Origin of the sequence: Sporocytophaga myxococcoides (assembly GCF_000775915.1) — a bacterium.
Taxonomy (GTDB): domain Bacteria; phylum Bacteroidota; class Bacteroidia; order Cytophagales; family Cytophagaceae; genus Sporocytophaga; species Sporocytophaga myxococcoides_A.
Genome location: NZ_BBLT01000001.1, coordinates 410,094 through 433,889 on the forward strand (window position 1 = coordinate 410,094; position 23,796 = coordinate 433,889).

Below are 23,796 nucleotides of genomic sequence, written 5' to 3' on the forward strand. Positions count from 1 at the left end.
TGAAAGTGAATAATACAACATATTTCACTCTCAGAATATATCATTTTAAACTTCAGTGAACAGACACATACATTATTCTACATCTTGAAACATATTATAATCACAGTGCATCCGAGTCAGATATCTTTTCCACAAGATCTCTGGTCACCTCGTCCAATTCAACAGCAGATTGCAGTACATATCCAAGAAGGTCATCATTGCTATCTCCGTTTTTCTTATTCAGTTCAATTAAATTGATCAATCCCATTATCCTTGCCACAGGAGCTCTTACTTTATGTGATTGATACCAGGCTATTTCTTTCAATTTTTTATTCTTTTCAATAATTAATTCATTATTAATTTTTAACTTTTCATTAGCCCTCTTGATTTTCTCTTCATCCTTTTTTCTATCAGTAATATCATGTACATTACCTATGAGATTCACGCATTCATTGTCTTCGTTAAAGACCGGAGATATAGTCACTATTCCTTTTTTCTCACCTGCGGGATAATTTGTGGTTTCTTCCCATGAAACAGTCGTTCTTTTTTCAATAGCTTCTTTGTATTTAGATAAAACCAGAGAATAAGACGGATTTGGAATGACCTCTTCAACAAGTTTGCCCTCAATGTCCTCCTTGGAAAGCTCCGTAGCATCAAGAAATCTTTTATTGATAGTAGAAAATCTAAAGACATCGTCTTTTTCTATATCAATCAGGAACATGATCTCATTTGTGGAATTGAACACTAGTTCAAGTTTTTCTTTATATAGTTTTGCTTCTGTCTCTGCAAGTTTTCTCTCCATTACATATACAAGAATTCTTCTGACGCGATCTATACTGTTTTCTTCCTCCTTTGAAAGCTCCCTGATTGATTTATGATATATGGCAAATGTTCCTAACAAAACATCTTTTGAATTGATGATTGGGTAAGACCAGGAAGAACGAAGGTCAAAATTTTTTATGATTTCCATATAATGATCCCAGTAAGGGTGATGGAATATATCCGAAACTTCAACCTTCTTTCTCAGAAATGCAGCGCTTCCGCAAGATCCGTAACCAATTGCTATTTTTGTTCCTTCCACTTCCTTATTAAAAGCTTCAGGAAGATGTGGAGATGACCAATTATATAAGCGGCCATTTTCCACTTTAAGAACAGAACAAAGCATGTCAGGATGAATATCTCTCAGACCGTTCAGAAGGAATGTAATTAATTCCTCTACTGAAGAATCTGGCTGGACATAGTGCTGAAGGACTGATTTCTCCAGATTTTCAAGCATCTCAATTCTTTTTTGTTCAGTAATATCCCTGATTATTCCCATAATCTTGTTATTACCAAACAAGCCTTCTGCAATCTCAGCCTTTGCAGAAATTATTCTTGGGATATCTTGATTCTCAGGACAGATCTGCACCTCAATATCATATTTCATATGCTCCTGAATAAGCTTTTGACCGGCACTTCTCACTTTGTCTATTTCTTTGATTAATGGTTCGATTTTGCTTATAGGTATTTCTGCAGCTACCGGAGCGAATCCGAATAATTCACAAGCTTTTTCTGATCCCCATATTACATCTTTGTTTTTCTCAAGCTCCCAATATCCAAGCTGCCCTATTTCCTGTGCTTTCAGCAGTCTGGCCTTATCTATCCGAATCTGTTGTTCTTCCAGTTTACGGGATGTGATATCCCGAAAATAGATAGTAAGTCCTTCCGCAGATGGGTAAATATTATTTTCAAACCATTTATTAAAAGGAGGGTAATATTCTTCGAGATAGATATATTGCTGTGTCTCCATTGCCTTATAATAGGCCTTATAGAAAGGCTGATCGATTCCTTCCGGAAATTCCGTCCAGATATGTTTTCCGATCATGCTTATAGGATCCCGGCCGAATATTTCTCCAGCCTTTTTGTTCATATAGGTGTAGCACCAATTTCTGTCAAGAGCAACAAATGCGTCAGATATTCTGTCGAGTACCGCTAATAAATTCTCCTGACTATATACATTTAATAAGGATTGAGAAGGTTTCTTTTCCATTGTGCTTAAAAAATCAAAATAATAGAACTCTAAAATATTGATTCTTATTGATTTTCAAAATGGTTGTAATGAAATAGAAGGATAAAAATTTGGAAAGAGAATATTGGGAGTAGTTTTGATAGGAAAATTTTCCCATCCAATTCTATTTCACAGAATCAGTTCCTGATGAATCACTATGAGAAGGATAATTTTTATCTATTCCGTCAGAGATCATTTTTAATACTTTGGCTATGACATGCACATTAGATTCTTTTTTAGGATGTTGTAATGGTATCGCAAAAGGTAAAGTATCGATTGGAGCAATATGTTCCGGAGCTATAGAACCCTTATCTTCATTTTCATGATGCTCATAATTACTAACAAATTTTATAGTCTCTGTTGAATTTTTATTTTGAGTAAAATCTGTTGCTTGGTAAATACCGTATAGACCAATAACCATAATGCATATAGCAAATGAAACTCCAGGGAGAGAGTGTTTTAAATTGCTCATATATAGAGGGTTTTAGGTAATACTAAAATATCGTTAAAGTGTTAGAATATTTTAGAAAGTATTTTTTGTTCTGATGGAATTATTTCCAATTTTACAAAGACTTCATAATAGAACAAGAGAATCATCCGGGATACTCAGTCAGTAGTTTATAATATGAATTTAATAATAACCTGTGTCATCATCTTAGTGTCTGTTATTACCTCTTACGGACAGAAATTTACACTGCAGGACACTACTTTTAACATAGGTGATGTTTTGATCTCACAGGATATTCTGTTCGATTTTAACAAGGCAATTATTAGTTCTGAAAACTATGATTTGCTTGATAGCATAGCATCTTTTTTACAAAAAAATAAAAAGCTGACAATTGAAGTGAGTCTTCATAGTGATGAACGTGGCTCAGGCAAATATTCTTAATGTCTGACATGTAAACGTGCTAAAGCGATTGCTGACTATATAATCTCAAAAGGAATATTTGCAGACAGACTTTTAGCGAAAGGATATAATGCCAGCAAACCTTTGATTAAAGGTGCGAAAACGGAAGAAGAACATCAACAAAACAGGCGAACTGAATTTAAAATTTTAAGCACTGATTATGTTGAATAGTATTAAGTAAAGACAAGTAATGATAATCAGGTAATGAAGAGGAAATACCAGTTAATTTTAATTTTTAAGATGATAACCCTAATTTCAGCTTTTGCAATTATGGTATCTTTATTTGCCTTTTATTCTATAAAAGAAAAGAAGCAGTCTGAACAGTTTGTATGTGGAGTAGTAGATGAGCGGCCTATATGCGGGAATGCAATAAGGCAGATGAAGATTTCTTTGATTATAAATAAAACTGGACAGCGATTATTTCAAGATAGTTGCAGGGCTTGTCATAGTATTCATGACGTTGTTGTAGGACCGGCATTAAAAGATGTAGTAAAGCGAAGACCTAAAAAGTGGCTTTATAAATTTATCAATAACTCAAGTGCTGTTATAAAATCCGGAGATCCATATGCTGTTGAGTTATTCAATAAATTTGGTAAAGCTGAAATGAAAAACTTTAATTTCACAAAGGCTGAGATAGATTCAATTCTGGATTATATTAAAGTTGAGTCTGATTATTAAAGTTGCTGCTTACAGGATGATGATTTTTTGATGATTGCATTAACTATTTTTATTTGCCTGGTAAGTTTAAGAGATTCATTTTTAGGTGAATAAAAAAATAGTTTCTGATATCAATTTATAATTCCTATCTATTTTTTGCTATAAAAGCAAAGTGTCATATTTCTATGTCTTGTTTATTGTCGTTTTAGTGGAGGTATTATTGTTATTTATCGACAAAAAGTATATTTTGGTATTTAATTGACATGAGAATTGGATTATTTATCCGTCCCTTTATAACAATTTATTGTCAATGTTCAGCATTTCAGCATATTACGTTTTAAGATACTATTTTCAATGATGTCGGAAATTACGATTTCAGAGATTAATGATTTATTTGAATCTGTTTATAAAACTTATGGATATGATTTCAGGGAATACAATCCTGATCATTTGAAACGCAGATTGATAAACAGGATGGCTCTTTCTCAAATAGGATCATTTGGAGAGTTGAAGAGAAGAGTAATAGCGGAACCTGTTTTTTCGTCCCTCATTTTCAAAGATCTTTCCATTCAGGTTACTGAAATGTTTCGTGACTCCAGTTTCTATGAGGCCTTCAGAGCTAGTGTAATTCCTTTTATTAAAACATATCCTTTCGTGAAGATCTGGCAAGCAGGCATCGCCAGCGGTGAAGAGGTTTATTCCATTGCCATACTTTTAAGAGAAGAGAACTTATACGACAAGTGTATGATCTATGCAACGGACTTTAATCAGCATGCCTTGGAGCAGGGGATGGAAGGCGTTTATCCGGAAAGTAAAATAAAAAAGTATATAAGAAATTATCAGCAGGCTGGAGGAAAAGCTTCATTGAGCGATTACATTGTGCACGATTATAACCGCATCATTATTAATTCAGATTTGCGTAAAAACATTGTATGGGCTAACCATAATCTCGTTACAGATAAGGTCTTCTCCGAAGTGAATATTATACTTTGCCGGAATGTTATGATTTATTTTAATAAAGAGCTTCAGGAAAAGGTTCACGCTCTCTTTTTGGAAAGCCTTGCAAATGGAGGATTTCTATGTCTTGGAATGAATGAAAGTTTTCCTGCTTCTTCTATAATGAAAAATTATTCAACGTTTGATGTCAGAAATAAAATCTTTAAGAAGAAATACAGGGCCTTGTCACATATGAAATAAGATTATTAATCCTGAATGCTTAAAGTAAATCCCAAATATAGATCCGAAAATACAACATATGAATATAACGATTAAAGCTAAGCTCATACTCAGTATATCTTTGATTCTGGTTATTATGTTTTCTTCATTGTTTTATCTCATCAATCAACTATCTATATTAAATGATAGGATGGCAAGACTGGTGGAAATGACAACAGACCGCATTATCTTATCAAACGAACTTGTTTACCAAGTGATGGATATAACAAGAAATGAAAAGAATATCATTATAGAAAAAGACCTTTCAGAAGTAAACAAATATGAACAGGAGATAACTAAAACAGTTCGGCTTGCCGATGGCAGACTGAGAGATCTGAAATATAAGTCAAATGAAGAAGCCAGATTTCTCTTGAATGATTTTGAAACAGAATGGAAAAAGTATAAGTCTGTTTTGACAGAAATAATAAAATATGCAAAGCAGAATGAAGTAGATCCTGCTTATACGCTTTCAGTTAAAAGCGCCAGAGAACCAAGGGCTTCTATGATTGATCTGCTGAATAGAGTAAATGAGCTTAACAAGACAAGAATGATGGAAGTAAAAGCTTCGAGTCTTGAGGCATATAATTCTAGTATCAAGCTGATATCAAGCCTGGTAGTCATATCATTGTTGGCATCTGTTATACTTACATATTGGATTGTAAGGGCAATCACGGGCAGGATTGAAAGAATTTCTGAGGTAGCTACAAAAATTGCATCCAGAGAGTTTGAAGATTTAAGTTTTGATGACAACAAGAAGGATGAACTTGTACCTGTAGTGAAGGCTCTTGAAGATGTTCTATCCAGCTTCAGAGAAGTTACCACAAGTGTGCGCAGTATAACAAACGGTGATTATTCTGTAAAAGTAGTTCCAAAGTCGCAGAAGGACTTTTTAGGAAATGCAGTGAACATTATGAACACAACTATTGAAGACGCAGTAAAAACAAATGCCCGTCTATCTTGGCTTACATCAGGATTAAACTTCCTCAATGAGAAATTGCGAGGAGACCAATCGCTGGAAATGATTACGGAGAAGGCTATTGCCTTTCTTAGTGAATATACAAAATCGGATATAGGGGCATTATATCTTGAGAATAATAATTCGGTTAAACTAGCCGCAAGCTTTGCTATTACTCCTTCTGATATTCACAGAAAAGAATATGCTTTTGGTGAAGGTCTTCCTGGTCAGGTCGCTGCAGACGGTGATTTCAGGCACTTTACTGATCTTAGACAGGAAAATCTCAGAGTATCTTCTTCTGTATTTGAAGCAATTCCGGAAAATGTTGTTGTTTTTCCTTTTTCAAAGGATGAGCAGTTGCTTGGCGTAGTTGAGATAGGAAAGTTAAAACCATTTAGCGAAACAGAAATAGAATTTTTCAAAGTAGCAATGCCTGTTATCGGCATATTTATATATTCCGCAATCCTTCGCAAGCAAACACAGGATCTTCTCGAAGAAACTCAAAGACAGAGTGAGGAGCTGCAGGTGCAGCAGGAAGAGTTAAAGCTCATCAATGAAGAATTGGAACAGCAAACACAGCACCTTCAGCAGCAACAGGAGGAATTGCAGGCAGCAAATATCGAACTTGAAGAGCAGACTCAACATGTAGAGATGAAGAATCAGGAGCTACAGGCTGCTAAGACAGAAGTTGAGATGAGCAATAAGTTTAAATCTCAGTTTCTTGCCAATATGTCTCACGAGCTCAGAACACCGCTAAACAGCTTGCTTATTTTGTCCAGGGATCTTTCAGAAAATAAAAAGGGAAATCTGGATGAGGGCCAGGTTGAAAGCGCGAAGATTGTATATAAAAGCGGAGTGGATCTGCTTCATCTGATCAATGAAGTACTAGACCTCTCTAAAATAGAAGCAGGCAAAATGGATTTGAATATTGAAGATATAAGAGTGAATCTCTTTATCGAAAATATTCATCGTAATTTTGATCATCAGGTGAGGGAAAAAGGTTTAATGTTATCGGTAAATAAAGATTCAGATTTACCTGATTATATCAAAACAGATCCTCAAAAGCTGGATCAGATCATTAAGAATCTTTTATCGAATGCAATTAAGTTCACAGAAGCTGGGAGTATCGATGTTTTTATAAGGAGGAATTCTGATATCACTATAGCAATAGATGTAAAGGATACAGGAATAGGAATTCCTGCTGAAAAGCAAAACACGATTTTTGAAGCCTTTCATCAGGGGGATGGAAGTATATCCCGCAAATATGGCGGAACCGGGTTAGGGCTTTCTATATCTAGAGAGCTTGCAAAATTATTAGGTGGAGAAATTAAAATATCAAGTAAACCTGGACAGGGTTCCGTTTTCACTATTATTATTCCATTGATTATACCTGAGGTCAGAAATCATTCAGAGATAAAGACTGAAGAATCACTACCTTCTGAAAAGAAAGAAGAATTCCTTAATTACCCGGGGATTGCTGATGATCGGTTGGCAATAAGCAAAAAGGATAAAATACTTTTGATCATAGAGGACGATCTCAATTTTGCTCAGATTTTAAAAAGACAGGCAGCTGCAAAAGGATTTAAAGTATTGGCTGCATCTAGTGGCGAAGACGGACTGGTTCTTGCTGATAAATTTAAACCGAATGCCATAATTCTTGATTTAAGTCTCCCGGGAATGGATGGAAGAACGGTGCTTCTTGAACTGAAGAATAATCCTGCTTTACGTCATATCCCGGTTCATATTATTTCTGCAATGGAGAGGACGCTTGACCCTATTAAGGCGGGAGCTGTGGAGTATCTCATCAAACCCATAGATAAGGAAGAGCTTGATCATGCATTTCAAAGAATTGAAAATTTCATAAATAAAAAAATGAAATACCTTCTGATTGTTGAAGACGATCAGAATAACAGGGAATCGATAAAGATGCTGATTGGCAATGGTGATGTAAAATGTATGGAAGCTGGAAGCGGAGAGGAGGCTATAAAACTGATGGGTAGCGCTGATATTGATTGTATTGTTCTGGATCTTGGATTACCTGATATGCCTGGTCTAGAGCTCATTAAAAGAATACAGAAGGATAAAGAAAAGGTTCCTCCTATAATCATATATACCGGAAAAGAACTGTCAAGAGAGGAAAGTGAAGAACTGCAGGGACTAACAAAATCCATTATTATTAAAGGGGTTAAATCAGAAGAACGGCTTCTGGATGAAACAGCTCTCTTTTTACACCGTACTATAGGCAATCTTCCTGATCATAAAAAAGAGATGATCACGGAGATTTATAAAAGTGAAGATATATTTCGGGATAAAAAAGTTCTTGTTGTTGATGATGATATGAGAAATGTCTTTGCCTTATCCAAAGTACTGAAAGAGCAGGGAATGAATGTGTTAAAAGCAGAAAATGGCATAAAGGCACTGGAGGCTATTACTAATAATCCTGATATCTCTCTGGTACTGATGGATATAATGATGCCTGAAATGGATGGTCTGGAAGCAATCAGAAAAATCAGGTCCATGGAAAGCTTTAAGGAGCTTCCTGTTCTTACCCTGACTGCAAAGGCAATGAAGGAAGACAGGAAAAAAAGTATAGACGCTGGCGCTAATGATTATATAAGTAAACCGATTGATCTGGATCGGCTTATTTCATTGATGAAAATATGGATAAAGAAGTAAGGTTCGGATATAAATATTATAACTATGTTCAGCAAGCCTAAGATATTAATAGTTGATGACAAGCAAGAGAATCTCATCGCACTAGAAACGGTCTTAAGGGATCTGGATGTTGAAATTATTAGAGCGACGAGCGGCAATGAGGCATTGAAGCAGACATTGAACCACGATTTCTCACTTGCACTCATCGATATACAGATGCCTGAAATGGATGGATATGAACTGGCTGCCATTTTAAGAGAGGATGAAAAGACGGCATCTTTGCCATTTATATTTATCTCAGGAATTTATACAGACCATGTAAACGTCTTTAAAGGCTACGACAGAGGAGCATTCAGTTTTATTACCAAACCTTTTCAACCTGAAATACTAATAAACAAGGTGAAATTGTTCATCGGGATATATCATCATGAATATATGCTGAAGCGACTGAACGATGACCTGGAAAGAAAAAATGAAGAGCTAAGAATTGTCAACAAAGAACTTGAGGCCTTTACCTATTCTGTTTCCCATGATTTGAGAGCACCCTTGAGAGTTATAAATGGTTATTCCCAGATAATTCTTAAAGAGCACGCAGATGTTGTAGATGAGGAAGTGAAAAGACTGCTCAATATTGTAGGTTCTAATGTAAAAAAGATGGGAGACTTGATAGACAATTTGTTGTCATTTTCAAAAATTGGCAAGAGAGAAGTGAATAAAGATGTTGTCAATATGGATTTACTTGTCAAGTCTTGCATCGAAGAAATGAAAGCTACACATGAAGGAAAAAAAGTAAACTGGATAATTGCTCCATTACATCCCTGTTTTGGGGACTCTCATTTGTTGAATCAGGTTATGATTAATTTTCTTTCCAATGCTGTGAAATATTCAAGTAAAAAAGAACAGCCAATCGTAGAAATAACTTCCGATATCAAAGGGGAAGAGGTGATATACTCTATAAAAGATAATGGGGTTGGGTTTGATATGAAATACTATAAGAAACTATTCGGAGTGTTTCAACGTCTTCATCGTGCTACAGAGTTCGAAGGGACAGGAGTAGGATTGGCAATAATACAGAGAATAGTTATGAAACATCACGGCCGTGTCTGGGCAGAATCAAGCATGGATAATGGCGCTAACTTCTTCTTTTCTGTTCCTGCAGTTAATTTATAAATAGCAGGAACTGTTATTAAATCAATTAGTTATTTATCCAATTCCTAGGCTGAGATGAGGAAATCGTAGGAATAAATATATTGATTCTGGTTCCTTCTTTCTCATTACTTATCAGGGTAATGGTCCCATTCAGTCTGTCCAGGATGGTCTTGGTAATATATAATCCTAGTCCTGCGCCTTTCGAAAGGTTACTTCCTCTGAAGAACATTCCGAACACTTTATCCTGAATGTATTTTTCAATACCTATACCATTATCTTCAACCTGAAGACTTAAGCCTGTTTCACTTACTTCTGCAGAACAAATAACTTTTCTTTCGGATTTATTTTTGTCCATAAAGACGATGGCATTGTGAATCAGGTTAAAGAAGACAGAGAAAAGAAGATTAAACTCAGACCTGAAATATTGTTGTCCCTTATAAGTTAATTTAAGGCCAACTTCTTTATAGTTTTCTATTTCAGAAATGGCAGATCCAAGTTTTTCAAAAAAAAGATCAAGGTCTATATCATCAAGTTTTATGTCATCATTGTAGATGAATTGGAAGCTACTTAAATTCAGTACAATACCTTCCATTTTTCTGTTTACCTGACTTATGATGTTTACATATTCAGTAATATCCTTTATGCTATTGCTTTCAGAATGCTGGATAAGGTTTAAAATACCTTTTACTGAACATATCGGTCCTCTGATGTCATGTGATATCCGATATACAAGACTTTTTAATTCTTCTACTTTTATCTTCAGTTTATTCTCAGCTTCTTCTCTTTTTTGTTTTTCTTTAACCTCGTTAAGTACCCTGGTTATAGCAGGTTCCAGTTTATGCAGGCTGTCTTTAAGTACATAATCATTTGCCCCCTGGATCATTGTTTCTACTGCAAGTTCCTCACCAAGTGTTCCGGTAACAAAGATAAAGGGAGTCAAAGGGTTATGTTTTTTAGCAATGCTTAAGGCTTCTAACCCGCTGAAAGTTGGCAGAGAAAAATCAGACAGAATAAGATCTGGTCTGAATTGCAGAAGATGTTGATTGAATTCTTCTTCAACTATTGCCCTTCTTGCTTCAAATGAAAAATTTATTGATTGGAGTTTTCTTTCAACCAGTTCAAAATCAAAGTCATTGTCCTCTATTATCAGAATTTTTACTTTTTGTCTACTCGTAAGATTCTCCTGTAGCATTGAGTTGGATCGTTAAATAAGTATAGTGGAAAGCTTAGACAGACTTAATTTTAGTCTCGATGTATTCTGGATATTTAGCTATTAATATAAAAAAGAAACTTGACTTATTCAAAGTTATAACAACATTTTGCTTATAATGTTTTTATGCAAAATGTCAGATTTAATGTGATGGAGCTGAATTATAGAATATCAGGACTGAAATAATTCTTTTGAATTGTATGGAAACTCAGGGTAAACACTGAATAGCATCATAGTGCCACTATTCCTTCATTAGTTATTCTGGTTCCAAATGCAGATGAAAGAAATTGCATGCGGGCTATTGCATATTCTTTATCATGTCCTGTAGCCAAGGATACCTGCAGGTTTTGAATGATAACAGGTATTAGTTTAAATGCACTTATCTGCTTATCCTTTATGGTGCATTCAAATAAAAATGACCTGTCATTCCTTAGCAAATCATTTACAACATAATCATCAATAAAATCTCCTGTATCGTATAGTATTAACTTGCCTTTGTATATTTCAATTCCCTGGAAGATGTGTGCACTATGTCCATGTATGATGTCTACACCGAGGTCAATAAGTCCGTGAGCAAACTGGATCTGTTTTTTATTTGGCTCCATTTCCATATTTGGTCCCCAATGAATAGATACAATCAACACATCAACTTTACTTCTTAATTTCAACACTTCAGATTCCAGTTCTTCGGTATCATCGATAGTAATAAAAAATGTACCGGGATGAGTGTTCGCTCTCCATGATGGTTCATTATCTGTACAACCAATGATACCTATAGTGATATTGTTCTCTTCAATAATTACAGGTCTTTTGGCTTCAATGATATTTATACCAGCCCCTGAATGCGCAATGGAATGATGATCAAGAATACTTATGGTTTCTTTTAATCCCTCTGTGCCAAAATCTCCTATATGATTATTGGCAAGATTAACAATGCGGATATTGGCTGCTTTAAGGGTATTGATTTTATCCGGATCAGCTTTGAAGTTGAATACTTTAGGGACAGGTTGCGAGGAAGTAGTAATGGCTGTTTCAAGGTTTATGATATTTATTCCTTCCCCCTGAAGCAAAGGCAAAACATCACCCCAAGGATATTCATATCCAGATTCTGAAATCTTAAGATTAACAGTTCTTCCAATCATCACATCGCCCATTAACCTGATGGTACAAGAGTTTTTCATAATAAGATACTTACCGGTATTAAGTGATTATGTTTAAGTGGTTTATGAGGGAGGGGGAAATTTTATATTTGAAAATTATATATTTAAAGGTGTTGTTTGTCTTAATCTGAACCTTGCTAAGAGAAGGGCGGATTAAATCATTAGGGAGCTTGGTGATGATGAGGAATTGTTTTGGCTGGTATTGCGAATTTATTTGAATTATAAGAAAGGCTGACTAGTGCAAAGGATTTTCGAGAATAGCGATACAATCGCCATTCTCGAAAATCCTCGCTGCAAGCAAGGACTATAGGTTTAATGTTTTTATTCCTGAAATCATTTATTCCTTAACAATTTTTTCGGTATATATTTTACCTGAGGAAGTAGTAGATATCAGAATGTACATTTTTGCGGGAAAGTCCTTAATTGAGATGCTTCCTTTACCTGCATCTATTGTTCCGGAAAATACAGGAGTGTTTTGCATGTTGATTATTGAGATTTCCATGGTTTCATGGTTGGGGTTTTCAATATTTAAAACATCCCTGCCTGGATTCGGATAAGAAAAGTGTGATTTAAATTGTCGGTTGCAGGCTTCTCTTTAATACCGGTTGTTATATCAATAAAAGCAGAGTAGAGTATTAATGTTTTTATAGTTTCATCTTCACCATTTAAAGTAATAATGAATTTAATAGAATTTTTTCATGGTATTGAATCAGATTAAATATGATTTTAAAAATTTGTTTAAAAATACAGATATTGCAGGAGTATAAAAATATTGTCTCTATTCCATTATAAAATTTTTCACTGTTATTGTTTCTCATAAAGTCAGGTGTCGGGCTTGCCTGATAATGTGAATGTGATTGAATTTTATGAAAGGTTAGCAATTACTTAAAATTTTTGAGAATAGCGATACAATCGCAATTCTCGGAAATCCTCGCTGCAAGCGAGGACTATTGGGGTTATCGGACAGTTTTAATTAATTTTTCAAAATCCGGTTGTATGAATTCATATTCTGTTACGCATTTGACGTTTCCGCAATTACGTATTACCAAAGGAAATTTTTTAATATTATTAGAATTTATCATTAATTCATATTGAACTTCATCTTGTGTTTCAAATTTCCAGACCGCTATTTCATTGGTTTGGTCAATTATATAAATTGAAATATTTGTTTCTTTTTTGTAGTAGTCCAATGTTTTATATTGATACACCTTATCAGAAACCTTATTTGAATTAAGTATTACGAATACACCAGGTCCATCAGAAAATTGTCTTAGTATAGTTGAATCATTTATGATAAAACCAAAATTATACATCCAATCAGAAGGACCATATAAATAATATTTATTATTAATCTTATAAATGGGAGTCCACTTGGATAAGTTATTGAGTTTATTGCTAAACTTAAGAGCTGAATTAATATTTTCTTTTATGTGTTGATAGTATTCTTGGTATATATGGAGATTGTCATCTGGATAGGAAGGAATTAACCACTTGTACTCTATTCTGGAAGTATCGTGGGTAATATAGACCTCTCCATATTTATCTTTTTTTAAAAGTTTCTTATCACTTTCACTTTGAGAGAAAGCCAATTGAGAGATAATTAATGCTAAAAATGTTAAAGATAGTTTCATAATTACTATTCTGTCGAATCTTTCAGTCTTCCTACACAAACTTTTTCCACCAAATCTTTTAATACTGAAACTCGCTCGCTCAAGTACTCCAAATCCTCTTTATTTATTGAATAGTTCTTTTTATATCTCGCATCTATGTACGCCTTCTTTAGAAGTTTGAAACGCTCATCCTTTTCAGGAATATCACGGGGAAATACCCTTTTAAATTCTTCATTAATAGTTTCTGCCTGATTACCCAGCTCCTCAATGTCGTGGATCTTTGCTTTGTAACCTGTAAATACTAAGAGCAATGCAGTGTAATATCTTTCTGTAGCCTGATGAAGTTGAAATGCCGATTCATTTAAATAACCTTTGTCCAGCCCAAATTGAAAATGTTCTAAAAATCTGTTTGCACTTTCGAACCATAAGTCATATTCTTCTTTGGCTCTGGTTTTTACCTTTTCTGGATCAATTGACTCTGGAAGTACTAAAGGAAAGTTTACATTTCTTTTATTGTCATAAAGGATAATTCCTTCTTTTACTATGTCCGAGAAAAAGTAACTTCCATGTGCAAGTTCACTTTTTAAGTATCCCCAGTTATGATGAATAAGATTTGCCGGTGCTGTAGTATGTAATTGTGCTATAAGTTTTTCAAGCTCTCTCCATTTAACGGATAAAGCATTATCCAATTTGGTTTCGGTAACAACCAGGATATCGTAATCACTTTTGTATTCATAGGTGATGCCATCTTCCGAATATCGGTCTTCCACCCAATTGCCTCGCGCATATGAGCCAAATAAAATGACAAAATCGGGATGCATCTTCTCAATAATAAGATCAGTGATTAATCTTAGTTCTTCTCTTTTAAATTCCGGAAGATGGTCCTGGCTGGTTTTCAAATTATATTCAATTAGTAAAACATGAATTTATTGAAAAGTAAAGGATAATTAAAGTAAATAGTGAAAATTCCCCTTCCAATATTGAAGATCTGGAAAATAATTAAATCAGATTCAGAATAATTATATCCTCATTTTAGATATACGTCAAGCGTTTTTTGTTGAAAATCTTCCCACGGTTTTTCTGTGTGGGGCCACAGAAGCCTCTGATGCTCCCACGGAATCTCGGTGGCATCCTACAAAGGTTTGGTATTACCCACAGCGATTTCGTTGGAACAATCGGAAGAGTCGGATGGCCCCACGGAAGACTGGTGGGGCCTCACAGGAATTCTGAAGCTCCCACGGAGCTTAGGGAACAATCCACGGATGTTGTGTACTATTCCACGGAACTTCTGTGGATATAACCGGAAGAGTCAGATTTTGCCACGGAATAGCCGGAGGGGCCTACGAATGTGGAAAAAGCCTGAGAGTTTTAAGAGGAGATAAAAACACATGGAAGATAAGTATTGAAAGTCTAATTAGAATCAGGAAGAGGTGGACGGAAATGTAAATCTGACGTTTGAGTATGGTTAGTTCATTGCTGGAGCCTTACCAGCATATCTGTATAGGATTAGGCGTTAGTTCGCCTATCAGTCCCAATTCGGCCTTATTTCTAGCTTTTCTCCTGAAGGGAATCTTAACAGATTGGATTGATGCCATCGCTTTAAGCGATGGCATCAATCAGATCTGGCAAGTTTAAGAACATCTCTTTCAAATTAGGGATATTAAAATAATAGGTCAACGAGCACCGTCAGCCTTCTTATAAATCATGACCCTAATCATTTCTGAACATATTGAGCAGCTTTCCTATACTTAACTTCACGCGTGCCAAATAAATCCAGGTTAAACGGACAAGTATCTTCTCCAAGCTCATCTCTTATCAGGGCATGTAACTTACCTAACATTATCTTTACAACTTCAGATTTGAATAAAGGATGATCAGGATGGGCAATGTTTTCCATCTCTCCAGGATCATTAACCAGATCATGCAGTGTAACATCACCAGTAGCATATAACTCTTCTATAGTCGAAGGATTTCCATATTCTTCAGGACTGAACCAGCGCACCAGTTTGTATTGACCATCGACCACTGCACGAAAGAATGTTCGCTTCCTAAAATCCGGGGCACCATGTTTTTCCCCGGTGTACTTCATGTATTCCTTACGGTCGGCAGAGGCCGGAAGATCAGTAAGCTCTCTTAAAGCGCCAGTCAGTGACCATTCGTGATCAAGTGAGTGTAATCCATCCCATGCAAATAAAGCTCCGTCCCCTGGTGTTTCTGCACTTCCCCGAGGACCTGGTTGTTCCGGATGAAGTATTGCATTCTTCAGACTACGTCCTTTGAGATGAGGATAATGCTGCTTAATTTCCTCTTCACTAAGTCCAGCAAAATCCAGTAGTGTAGGAGCGAGGTCGAGCAGGGACCCTACTGCTTTTGTACGTTTTCCCTTAGGGCCTCCCGGAACACAAACTGTCAGGTTTACTATAGCTGCTTCATCAAAGTGGATCGCTCCTTTCTGAGTCATTCTGTGGGCTCCATTCATCTCTCCATGGTCACACGTAAAAAATACTATTGTATTTTCCCATAAATTCTGACGATCCATTGCTTCAAGGATTTTCAGGAATTGGGCATCAACCAGGCGCATTGCATTGACCAGGTAATTGCGGCGTATGAGCCAAAGATCCTCACGATCATCGGGAAGACCTCCGTAATTTTTATCTATAAGTTCTTTGTATGCCTGTATTGCGTCAGGTTGATATTTATAATCGTCAGCAAAATTTTCCGGCATGGATATATCCCATTTCTTTTCAAACCATCCCAGCTTTTGAACCTGAGTTTGTTTTCCGACCATGTGCCCATTGGGGTGAGGAGCTTCAATAGGATCGGTTTGCAGATACATGATGTCATGAGGGTTGACAAGACTACTGATCAGCAGCCAGGGCTTATCCAGTTGTGTGGCTTTGTTTTCAAGCCAGTCAACTGTTTCAAATGCTGCAGCTCCATCATATAGTTCACCCTGCAGGGGAGTACCGAACATTTCACCCCATTGCTGCAGGTCAGAAAAGCCATAGCGTTCAAGAGCATTTTCATTATGAGGTAATTCAGATAGATGCCACTTTCCTTTGAAGGCAGCATAATAACCCTGGTCACGAAGCATATGACCAATGGTTGGTATAGCTCCGGATAATTCATTGATCCAGGCAAAATTTGTATTATCCCATAAACCTGTGTTTTTCGCATGTACTCCAGTCCACATAGAGGAGCGTGAAGCTGTGCAAATAGGTACGGTGCAATATTGGCGGTCAAAGCTTACGCCTTTTGCTTCGAGTCTGCGCATAGCGGGGAAAGGAACATTGTCAGGAACTTTCATATGTGTCTGCCATTGATCCATGCAAAGGATAAGGATATTGGGTCGTTGTTTATTGCTATTTTGGTTTTCCATATTTCTCAGTATTATTATATTGTATCCGTTTCATAATATAAAAAGTACTTTAAGAGTCAGGATTCGAGTGTATTATTATTTTTCTTGCCTTCGTAAGAGATTCGCTATAGGAAAAAGAAGGATCAATGCCAATAGAGAGGAGAGTATAACTACTATAAGCGTTCTCCGGTCATCAAATCCCTGGGTGGCAACAACAGTAGCAGCAGAAATATTACGCTGAGCTGTCCCTAATGCCAGGACATGTTTTGCAGCAATACCAGGTCCACCAAGCAGGAATCCAATACCAAAAGCCCCAATAATCAATATTGCAGCTGCTAATATGATACCTTCTCCAAGTATTCCTAAAATTGCTTTATAGTAAACAATAAATGTTATTGAAAAAAGAAGTATTAAAGCTAAGCTTGATAGTTTGGCAAGAATAGGCTGCAAAAGATTAGTCCATTTCGGAATATAGGCGTGGAGCAGGAAACCTATAGCAAGAGGAACAAGCATTGTCAGCACAAGAGGGGTAGCGATAGCCATTGGGCTTATCTTAGCTTCAGGAACTTCTATAGGTACTACCAATGGCATATATACAATTGTGAGCGGTAACAGAAGGGCTAATAGAGATGTACTGAGAGCAACATCAGTTCCCGCAGCAATTGTAAGCTTAATCAGAAATGGTGCACCTGCGGCACATGCAATCAGAATCAATCCTATCTCAACAGGTCTTTCCATCTGAAAGATATGAATGAGAAGATAACCTAGTATTGGTACCAACACAAAATTTGCTAAAAGAGCTTTAGCAACTTCAGGAATATTTCTCAGTGGAGCAATGATTTCATGAATCCTATAACTAAACCCCACAGATAGCATGCTTGAAGCAGCAAAGAACAGAACGATAATATTTAACAGTTTGGAAAGTGTTTCAAGCATAAGGCAGGAGTTTTTTGTTTAATAGAACCATGGTAAGTAATTTTTTTATATTGATAATCTTACCGTTATTCAACCTGATGGATTAGCTGTTGTTTATTTTATTAGGGATATTTTATTGGATTAAATATTTAGTTCCCTTGTCCAAGCCAATAAACCTCATCCCTAACCTTTCTCCTGAAGTAGAAGGGAAAAGTCGACGATAAAATGTTGAATTAAATGCGCTATAATTAATACCATACGCATTAAAGTCCCTCTCCATCAAGAGTGGGATTTAGAATGAGGTCTTTTAGAATTTTATCTAATGTGTCAATTATCCTCAGACCGGGACTTAAATAGTTAATTTTATTTATTTTAACATCTTTCTGCGTTTCCCGTTGTGCTCTAAAAATTGTTAATGAAAAGGATTTATTTCTTTGCTATTATAACTTTTTTATTTGCCTGTGTAAATGCTTATTCACAAACCGCATCTGATACTATTCCTGATATTACCAAACCTGCCAATGAGCTGGAACTTGCTAATACGCTTCAGAATCCCATAGCACACCTTATAAATCTTCAGTATCAGAATAATTTCGAATTTAAAGTAGGGCCGCAGAATGCATTCAGGTATACTTTAAACTTTCAGCCTTTAATCCCTTTTCATCTGGGAGAGAAATGGAGCATTATTACAAGATCAATTATACCTGTCATATCCCAGATAGGAATGTCAAACCCTACGGGTAAGACAGGCATTTCTGATTTTGTATTGAATACCTATCTTTCACCGAAAAATATTCCTTTTGTCCTGGGAATAGGACCATCAGTACAGTTCCCTGTTGCATCAAGTCCGGCCTTTGGTGCTGGGAAGTGGGCAGGAGGAGTAACAATAGCGTTGCTTAAACAATTCGGTTCATTTCGTATCGCAGCTATTCCTCATCATCTCTGGTCAAATAAAGATGACAGAACCGAAAGGAATATAAACTTTACCTTCATTCGATCCTATATCACCTATCTAAATAAATCCAGAACGACATACGGCGTTTTTTCGGAAGTTATAAGAGACTGGAGTGCCGGAACCTGGAATGTTGGCCTTACACCAACCATAGGACAGTTAACCAAACTGGTAAACCAGTATGTAGATCTCAGTATAGGAATTAAGTATTATGTAGTTGCTCCTGAACAGGCTCCTCAATGGGGTATTCGGGTTACTGTGATAGAGGTTATACCAACTAAAGCACTTAGTCGGATGATGAATAAATAAAACAACCTTTATGTCTTCTAGGGTATAGGAATGCTATTACCGGAAATGGTTAAACGATGGTGAAAACCAAATTATTAAAATCCCGGAACGACTAGCCTTCCGGGATTCCCTTACATATTATAGCTTTCTAGAGCTTTCTTTACTGATTTACCTTCATTAAATATTCTGCCTCTGAACAAAAAAAGTCCTATTGCAGAAACTGCAGCTATGTTAGCAGCTATCAGGCCAATTGCAGCTTTCCTGTTATACTTCCACATGACATTGAATCCTTTCTCTGCATAAATATTGGGTACTTTCCCTTTTTTCAAATCATCAATGATTCCTTCCACAACATCTACACGATCGGCAATCAGCAAAGGCAACCAGTGACTGAACTGTCCTTCGTTGTTCTTATATGCATATCGTCGAATGGCTCCGCTCAGGCCTTTGGGAGGTACAGATGTTCCGAATACTGCACTTAAGTTTGGTCTTTCTGTTGATTTGAGAATTTCCACAGTTTCAGCCTGCTGTACTGATCTTTCCCAGGTATAACCGTTTTGTTCTTCGTCAGTACGGTTAGGCTTCATGGGGTAGGTGGGATCGTTCTCCGGGTCCGCATCTATTCCCCAGTCTTTGATATCAGGTATTCCTTTTGCTATTTTTTCCATATGAATATCTTTTATTCTTTTACTGTAGGAGGAATGAGAATTGGTTTGATACAGTTATCCAGTTTGTCCGAAAAGATCCTGTATGCATCAGATACATTTCTTAAGGGCATTCTGTGTGTAATGAGTGCTTTCGGTTTGATTGTTCCCTTCTGAACATGATCTATCAGTTTTGGTAACAGTCTTTTTACAGATGCCTGATTGGCACGAATTGTAATACCTTTGTTCAATACGTTTCCTATAGGTACAAGATTTCCTGTAGGTCCATATACACCTACTATCGAGACAATACCACCTTTTTTTACAGAGTTTATGGCCCAGAAAAGTGCAGTGGCGGAACCGGCCTGCATCAGCGTTTTTCTTCCTGTAATCGTCTGCATAGCGCTACCGGCAGCTTCAGCCCCTACAGCATCAATACAGACATCAGCGCCAAGCCAGTCCGTAGTTTTCTTGATAAACTGTACCGGGTCTTCAATAGATTTAAAATTATAAGATTCACATTTAGCATAGTTCTTTACAAACTCCAGCCTGTATTCATTGTGATCTATCACTATGACCCTTCCTGCTCCAAATAACCAGGAACATTTAGCTGCCATAATTCCGATAGGTCCGGCGCCAAATACTACCACTGTGTCTCCCGGCTGTATTCCACCCATCTCTGCTGCCTGATAACCGGTAGGTACTACGTCAGTAAGCATAACAGCATCGTCCAGGTCCATTCCTACAGGAATCACAGTTGGGCCAAAATTTGCATATGGAACCCTTACATACTCTGCTTGTCCTCCATCATATCCACCGGCAGTGTGAGAGTATCCGAAAATTCCTCCGACTGCTGTAGCTTCAGGATTCGATTCATGACAATTGCCGTACAGTCCTTGTCTGCAGAAGGAACATTTTCCACATGCAATATTAAAAGGCACCAGTACCTTATCTCCCAATTTTAATTTATTAACTTCTGATCCTAACTCAACCACTTCTCCTACGAACTCATGACCAAAAGTACTACCTACACGTGTATCCGGTACGTTTCCATTATATAAGTGCAAATCAGAGCCACAAATGCATGAACGTAATACTTTCACGATACAATCCTCCGGATGAAGGATTTCAGGCATTGGTTTTTCTTCTGCACGGACCCTTCCCGGGCCCCGATAATTCATAGCAAGCATATTTTTCCTTTATCGTCCAATAATTTTTTTTAAGGGAAGATTCTCCTTTGGAATTCATCCCTTTTTAAAGAACCTCTGGTATTGTTTAAAAGTTAAGGCCAAGGAATGTGGGCTTAATAAGTGGGAGATATTGGGTTGATATAGATATGTTTGATCATGAAAGATTGTTATAGCTTTTCATTCTCAGATTACTTTTTCATTTTACCTCAAACTTTGGCTCCTTAAGGTAGTTTTTTAGTTATGGAGGAAGGTTCCGGCAATAAATCAGAAAAATGTGATAAACATCCCTTTACTACCCAATATAAAATGGAAGAACTGGGATTTGGCACTTCACCGGAAACAGAGAACGAACGTCTGATATTTCATGATGGGAGGTTTAATGTTCGTAGGTCAGGATTAATGCTTTATGGAGGAAATAACAGCCTGTATCATTGGTTTACTTCTGCAGATTGGGGTACATTTTCCATTGCAATCATTATTCTTTATCTCATTTTTAATTTGTTCTTTACAGGGTTATACTACATTGCAGGTATAGAAGGTATTATCAGAAGGCCTGGCTTAAACAACTTAGAAAAGTTCTTTGAGGTATTCTTCTTTTCATCTCAGACATTAACTACAGTGGGGTATGGTCGCGTGAGTCCATTGGGGATTGGAGCTAATGTGATCGCTTATTTTGAATCTCTTACAGGCCTCATGTGTTTTGCTGTGGCGACAGGTATTATGTATGGCCGTTTCTCTATGCCCAATGTAAAACTGCTATCCAGCGATAAAGCATTGATTGCTCCTCATAAAGGTAAAAAATCGTTTCAGTTCAGAATCGCAAATGCACGCAAGAATCAGTTATTGGATGCTGAAGTACAGCTTATTTTTTCATGGGTAGATGTTTCATGCGACAGACCAATAAGGAAGTTCAATAACCTTAAACTGGAGATTAATAAGATCAATTTTTTCCCATTAAACTGGACATTGGTTCATGTAATAGATTCGGAAAGCCCCATTCATGGCTGGACCAAAAATGATTTGGAAGAATCTAATGTTGAATTCCTTGTTTTGTTTAAGGCCTTTGATGATGTCTTCAGCCAGGTAGTACATTCAAGAGTTTCTTATAAATACAATGAAATCGTCTGGGGAGCCTTTTTTGAATCTATGTTTCGTAAAGACAGACATGGAGAAACCTTGCTTGAAATGAAGAAAATAAGCAACTACAGTCTGATAAAAGAAAATGATTTTTTTGACTATCTATAATTTAACCTTACTGTTATTTAGTTATTTTTTTTGTAGTATTAGTGTTTTAATTTCCCTTGTCAATAAGAACCGGCCTTGAGGAAATTGCGTTAAAAAAAATCAATGAATGTAGCGGCCAAAAATTTTGATGTTTGAGCCCGACGATAGGAGGGCGAGTTTCAAAATTTTTAGCGTAATGAATTGAAATTTTAGCAAATTTCCTCACAGCCTTGGATTCTTTTGGTTGCTTTTCTCATCAAGGAGATAAGTGACAAAACGAGTTTAAAGTGATTAATATGAAATCGATGCATAATTGATTTTGTAACGGGAGTTAGTCATTAATCCTATTTTTTAAAATAAGCTGATGGAGATAACTTTTAGTGTTATGGAGAAAAAACATATCATCAAGGTGTTTTTGTATATTACTGTTAAATAAATACTTTTATAAGGATTTATAAAAAGCATACATTTGAGACTTATTGTTAATATTGTTTAGAATGACTTGAGAGGATTCAATAAGTTATTATTAATCTGTTAATAAACATTCTGATTAGAAATATAAGATCTTTCTTAAATAAAGTAGCTATTTTGTAGGACTTAACATATAAAGATTGTGAAATGCTACAGCGCGTATCCGATAAGCTCCGTGAAGCCGAATTAAAACTTGAACTACGTTTTCCAAAAAAACTATTTGATTTCATCAGAAAACTGGAAAGTCCTGAAGTGATCTTTGGAGAAGAAGAATGGACTTTCCCCATTGTGACAGATGATCCTGATAATCCTTCTGAAAACTTTATAATCTCTAAGTCTATATGGTTTATTAACCAATGGAATATGAATGCACTTGTATTTGCAGTCGGAAGATATGGAGATTATCTTCTAGCTCTTCAGGATAAGAATGGCAGAATGCTGAAACAGATATTTGTACTAATTACTGAGAGCTCAGAAATAAAAGTTTTTAACACAAGCCTTGATAAGTTAATAGAGTATGGCCCCTTTGATTATATGGAATGGAGTGATTATTATTTGAAACTTGAAGACGGTGAAGTTATTAGAGGTGAGGAAATGAGTGATTAGGATGTGGTTTAGGTTTTAGAAGTATTTTCTTATGAATGCAGCAATGTATTTATAAACTGATATGGAGTAAACGGTTCTGTTAGACTAAGTTTTTTCTATTTCTACCTCTTTGAGCCAGGCAATGGCTTCTTCTTCATGATCAAAAATCTTTATCTGCACTAAGTCTCTGTTCTCTACTTTGGTAGCAATATTTTCTATTGCAACCCGATTGAAATAACTTGTGGGCTTAACTATTGCAATAGCCTTAAATCCTTTTTCGCTGCTGCGGGGAATAAAACTGTGCTCTATCCAGTTTTGATCCTCAGTGCTTATTAGAATCATATCTTTGATATTTGCCAATACCTTGTTTGCTTTATGCTCCACCAGTGTTGCCAGCATTTTTTCAGAACCTGACTTTAATTGCCTGCTCGTCGAATAACCATACCAGTTCATTACAACTACATTAAGGTCAGGATTATAAAAAATATCGTAAACAGGTCTTGTATCCATTAAAAGTGGAATTAAATCTGATCGATAACTTTAAATAAATAAAATTGTTTTCATAATTTGAATAAATAATCAATAGAAAAAAATCCCTAGAGGAATGTCAAATATGAGTTTTAAT

General features: G+C 36.2%; 20 protein-coding genes and 1 pseudogene. 9 read left to right on the top strand and 12 right to left on the bottom strand.

Annotation, left to right across the window (positions count from 1 at the left end; translation table 11 throughout):
* Window positions 1–100 precede the first annotated feature (100 nt).
* Window positions 101–2,008 carry a PAS domain-containing protein gene (locus MYP_RS01735; protein WP_045457597.1) on the bottom strand — a complete coding sequence of 636 codons (1,908 nt, stop codon included), beginning with the start codon at window positions 2,006–2,008 and terminating at the stop codon, window positions 101–103.
* 142 nt (window positions 2,009–2,150) lie between these two features.
* Window positions 2,151–2,498 carry a hypothetical protein gene (locus tag MYP_RS01740; protein ID WP_045457599.1) on the bottom strand — a complete coding sequence of 116 codons (348 nt, stop codon included), beginning with the start codon at window positions 2,496–2,498 and terminating at the stop codon, window positions 2,151–2,153.
* Between the two features lie 153 nt (window positions 2,499–2,651).
* Between MYP_RS01740 and MYP_RS01745 the strand changes: the two genes are divergently transcribed.
* From MYP_RS01745 to MYP_RS01765, 5 genes are all read left to right on the top strand, one after another.
* Window positions 2,652–2,915, top strand: coding sequence for an OmpA family protein (locus MYP_RS01745; RefSeq protein ID WP_156140243.1), 264 nt, complete (start codon window positions 2,652–2,654; stop codon window positions 2,913–2,915).
* A gap of 258 nt (window positions 2,916–3,173) precedes the next feature.
* Window positions 3,174–3,611: a c-type cytochrome gene (locus MYP_RS01750; protein ID WP_052429886.1), complete on the top strand. Its 438-nt coding sequence runs from the start codon at window positions 3,174–3,176 to the stop codon at window positions 3,609–3,611.
* 333 nt (window positions 3,612–3,944) lie between these two features.
* Window positions 3,945–4,787 (top strand): CheR family methyltransferase, encoded by an 843-nt coding sequence (locus MYP_RS01755; protein ID WP_045457606.1) that lies wholly within the window; start codon window positions 3,945–3,947, stop codon window positions 4,785–4,787.
* 58 nt (window positions 4,788–4,845) lie between these two features.
* Window positions 4,846–8,436 (top strand): response regulator, encoded by a 3,591-nt coding sequence (locus tag MYP_RS01760; RefSeq protein ID WP_197059986.1) that lies wholly within the window; start codon window positions 4,846–4,848, stop codon window positions 8,434–8,436.
* Window positions 8,437–8,460: 24 nt separating this feature from the next.
* Window positions 8,461–9,585 (top strand): sensor histidine kinase, encoded by a 1,125-nt coding sequence (locus MYP_RS01765; RefSeq protein WP_045457609.1) that lies wholly within the window; start codon window positions 8,461–8,463, stop codon window positions 9,583–9,585.
* Between the two features lie 25 nt (window positions 9,586–9,610).
* Here the strand turns inward: MYP_RS01765 and MYP_RS01770 are convergent, their stop codons facing one another.
* From MYP_RS01770 to MYP_RS01785, 5 genes and pseudogenes are all read right to left on the bottom strand, one after another.
* On the bottom strand, window positions 9,611–10,756 hold the full coding sequence (locus tag MYP_RS01770; RefSeq protein ID WP_045457611.1) for a hybrid sensor histidine kinase/response regulator: 1,146 nt from the start codon (window positions 10,754–10,756) through the stop codon (window positions 9,611–9,613).
* Window positions 10,757–11,004: 248 nt separating this feature from the next.
* Complete coding sequence (locus tag MYP_RS01775) at window positions 11,005–11,955, bottom strand: CapA family protein (protein WP_045457614.1); 951 nt, start codon at window positions 11,953–11,955, stop codon at window positions 11,005–11,007.
* Between the two features lie 316 nt (window positions 11,956–12,271).
* Window positions 12,272–12,478 (bottom strand): annotated as a pseudogene (locus MYP_RS25625) (T9SS type A sorting domain-containing protein); the annotation flags it as partial.
* Between the two features lie 412 nt (window positions 12,479–12,890).
* Window positions 12,891–13,565: a hypothetical protein gene (locus MYP_RS01780; RefSeq protein WP_156140245.1), complete on the bottom strand. Its 675-nt coding sequence runs from the start codon at window positions 13,563–13,565 to the stop codon at window positions 12,891–12,893.
* A 5-nt stretch (window positions 13,566–13,570) separates the two neighbouring features.
* The gene (locus tag MYP_RS01785; RefSeq protein ID WP_045457619.1) at window positions 13,571–14,443 is read right to left on the bottom strand and encodes a HEPN domain-containing protein; all 873 of its coding nucleotides are present in this window, start codon (window positions 14,441–14,443) and stop codon (window positions 13,571–13,573) included.
* Window positions 14,444–15,005: 562 nt separating this feature from the next.
* Here MYP_RS01785 and MYP_RS25945 point away from each other — a divergent pair.
* Window positions 15,006–15,179: a hypothetical protein gene (locus tag MYP_RS25945; RefSeq protein ID WP_156140247.1), complete on the top strand. Its 174-nt coding sequence runs from the start codon at window positions 15,006–15,008 to the stop codon at window positions 15,177–15,179.
* 79 nt (window positions 15,180–15,258) lie between these two features.
* On the opposite strand, the gene MYP_RS01790 is transcribed toward MYP_RS25945, so the two are convergent.
* Both MYP_RS01790 and MYP_RS01795 read right to left on the bottom strand, forming a co-directional pair.
* Window positions 15,259–16,923, bottom strand: coding sequence for a sulfatase-like hydrolase/transferase (locus tag MYP_RS01790; protein WP_081990371.1), 1,665 nt, complete (start codon window positions 16,921–16,923; stop codon window positions 15,259–15,261).
* Window positions 16,924–16,998: 75 nt separating this feature from the next.
* The gene (locus tag MYP_RS01795) at window positions 16,999–17,838 is read right to left on the bottom strand and encodes a bile acid:sodium symporter family protein (protein WP_045457625.1); all 840 of its coding nucleotides are present in this window, start codon (window positions 17,836–17,838) and stop codon (window positions 16,999–17,001) included.
* Window positions 17,839–18,232: 394 nt separating this feature from the next.
* On the opposite strand from MYP_RS01795, the gene MYP_RS01800 reads away from it, so the two are divergent.
* Entirely contained in the window at window positions 18,233–19,078 is an 846-nt protein-coding gene (locus tag MYP_RS01800) for a hypothetical protein (RefSeq protein WP_045457627.1), read from the top strand.
* Window positions 19,079–19,188: 110 nt separating this feature from the next.
* Here the strand turns inward: MYP_RS01800 and MYP_RS01805 are convergent, their stop codons facing one another.
* Window positions 19,189–19,725 carry a hypothetical protein gene (locus MYP_RS01805; RefSeq protein ID WP_045457630.1) on the bottom strand — a complete coding sequence of 179 codons (537 nt, stop codon included), beginning with the start codon at window positions 19,723–19,725 and terminating at the stop codon, window positions 19,189–19,191.
* Between the two features lie 11 nt (window positions 19,726–19,736).
* Window positions 19,737–20,891, bottom strand: coding sequence for a zinc-dependent alcohol dehydrogenase (locus MYP_RS01810; RefSeq protein WP_045457632.1), 1,155 nt, complete (start codon window positions 20,889–20,891; stop codon window positions 19,737–19,739).
* A gap of 240 nt (window positions 20,892–21,131) precedes the next feature.
* Between MYP_RS01810 and MYP_RS01815 the strand changes: the two genes are divergently transcribed.
* Together MYP_RS01815 and MYP_RS01820 are read left to right on the top strand one after the other, a co-directional pair.
* On the top strand, window positions 21,132–22,136 hold the full coding sequence (locus MYP_RS01815) for an ion channel (RefSeq protein WP_045457635.1): 1,005 nt from the start codon (window positions 21,132–21,134) through the stop codon (window positions 22,134–22,136).
* 597 nt (window positions 22,137–22,733) lie between these two features.
* A complete protein-coding gene (locus MYP_RS01820) occupies window positions 22,734–23,192 on the top strand; it encodes a hypothetical protein (RefSeq protein ID WP_045457638.1) in 459 nt (152 codons plus the stop codon).
* Between the two features lie 84 nt (window positions 23,193–23,276).
* Here the strand turns inward: MYP_RS01820 and MYP_RS01825 are convergent, their stop codons facing one another.
* On the bottom strand, window positions 23,277–23,681 hold the full coding sequence (locus tag MYP_RS01825) for an STAS/SEC14 domain-containing protein (RefSeq protein ID WP_045457641.1): 405 nt from the start codon (window positions 23,679–23,681) through the stop codon (window positions 23,277–23,279).
* Between the last annotated feature and the right edge of the window lie 115 nt (window positions 23,682–23,796).

Excerpts from the sequence above, each read along its gene's own strand:
- MYP_RS01735 (WP_045457597.1), bottom strand. The coding sequence starts at position 2,008 with ATGGAAAAGAAACCTTCTCAATCCTTATTAAATGTATATAGTCAGGAG.
- MYP_RS01740 (WP_045457599.1), bottom strand. The coding sequence starts at position 2,498 with ATGAGCAATTTAAAACACTCTCTCCCTGGAGTTTCATTTGCTATATGC.
- MYP_RS01745 (WP_156140243.1), top strand. The coding sequence starts at position 2,652 with ATGAATTTAATAATAACCTGTGTCATCATCTTAGTGTCTGTTATTACC.
- MYP_RS01750 (WP_052429886.1), top strand. The coding sequence starts at position 3,174 with ATGATAACCCTAATTTCAGCTTTTGCAATTATGGTATCTTTATTTGCC.
- MYP_RS01755 (WP_045457606.1), top strand. The coding sequence starts at position 3,945 with ATGATGTCGGAAATTACGATTTCAGAGATTAATGATTTATTTGAATCT.
- MYP_RS01760 (WP_197059986.1), top strand. The coding sequence starts at position 4,846 with ATGAATATAACGATTAAAGCTAAGCTCATACTCAGTATATCTTTGATT.
- MYP_RS01765 (WP_045457609.1), top strand. The coding sequence starts at position 8,461 with ATGTTCAGCAAGCCTAAGATATTAATAGTTGATGACAAGCAAGAGAAT.
- MYP_RS01770 (WP_045457611.1), bottom strand. The coding sequence starts at position 10,756 with ATGCTACAGGAGAATCTTACGAGTAGACAAAAAGTAAAAATTCTGATA.
- MYP_RS01775 (WP_045457614.1), bottom strand. The coding sequence starts at position 11,955 with ATGAAAAACTCTTGTACCATCAGGTTAATGGGCGATGTGATGATTGGA.
- MYP_RS01780 (WP_156140245.1), bottom strand. The coding sequence starts at position 13,565 with ATGAAACTATCTTTAACATTTTTAGCATTAATTATCTCTCAATTGGCT.
- MYP_RS25945 (WP_156140247.1), top strand. The coding sequence starts at position 15,006 with ATGGTTAGTTCATTGCTGGAGCCTTACCAGCATATCTGTATAGGATTA.
- MYP_RS01790 (WP_081990371.1), bottom strand. The coding sequence starts at position 16,923 with ATGGAAAACCAAAATAGCAATAAACAACGACCCAATATCCTTATCCTT.
- MYP_RS01795 (WP_045457625.1), bottom strand. The coding sequence starts at position 17,838 with ATGCTTGAAACACTTTCCAAACTGTTAAATATTATCGTTCTGTTCTTT.
- MYP_RS01800 (WP_045457627.1), top strand. The coding sequence starts at position 18,233 with ATGAAAAGGATTTATTTCTTTGCTATTATAACTTTTTTATTTGCCTGT.
- MYP_RS01805 (WP_045457630.1), bottom strand. The coding sequence starts at position 19,725 with ATGGAAAAAATAGCAAAAGGAATACCTGATATCAAAGACTGGGGAATA.
- MYP_RS01810 (WP_045457632.1), bottom strand. The coding sequence starts at position 20,891 with ATGCTTGCTATGAATTATCGGGGCCCGGGAAGGGTCCGTGCAGAAGAA.
- MYP_RS01815 (WP_045457635.1), top strand. The coding sequence starts at position 21,132 with ATGGAGGAAGGTTCCGGCAATAAATCAGAAAAATGTGATAAACATCCC.
- MYP_RS01820 (WP_045457638.1), top strand. The coding sequence starts at position 22,734 with ATGCTACAGCGCGTATCCGATAAGCTCCGTGAAGCCGAATTAAAACTT.
- MYP_RS01825 (WP_045457641.1), bottom strand. The coding sequence starts at position 23,681 with ATGGATACAAGACCTGTTTACGATATTTTTTATAATCCTGACCTTAAT.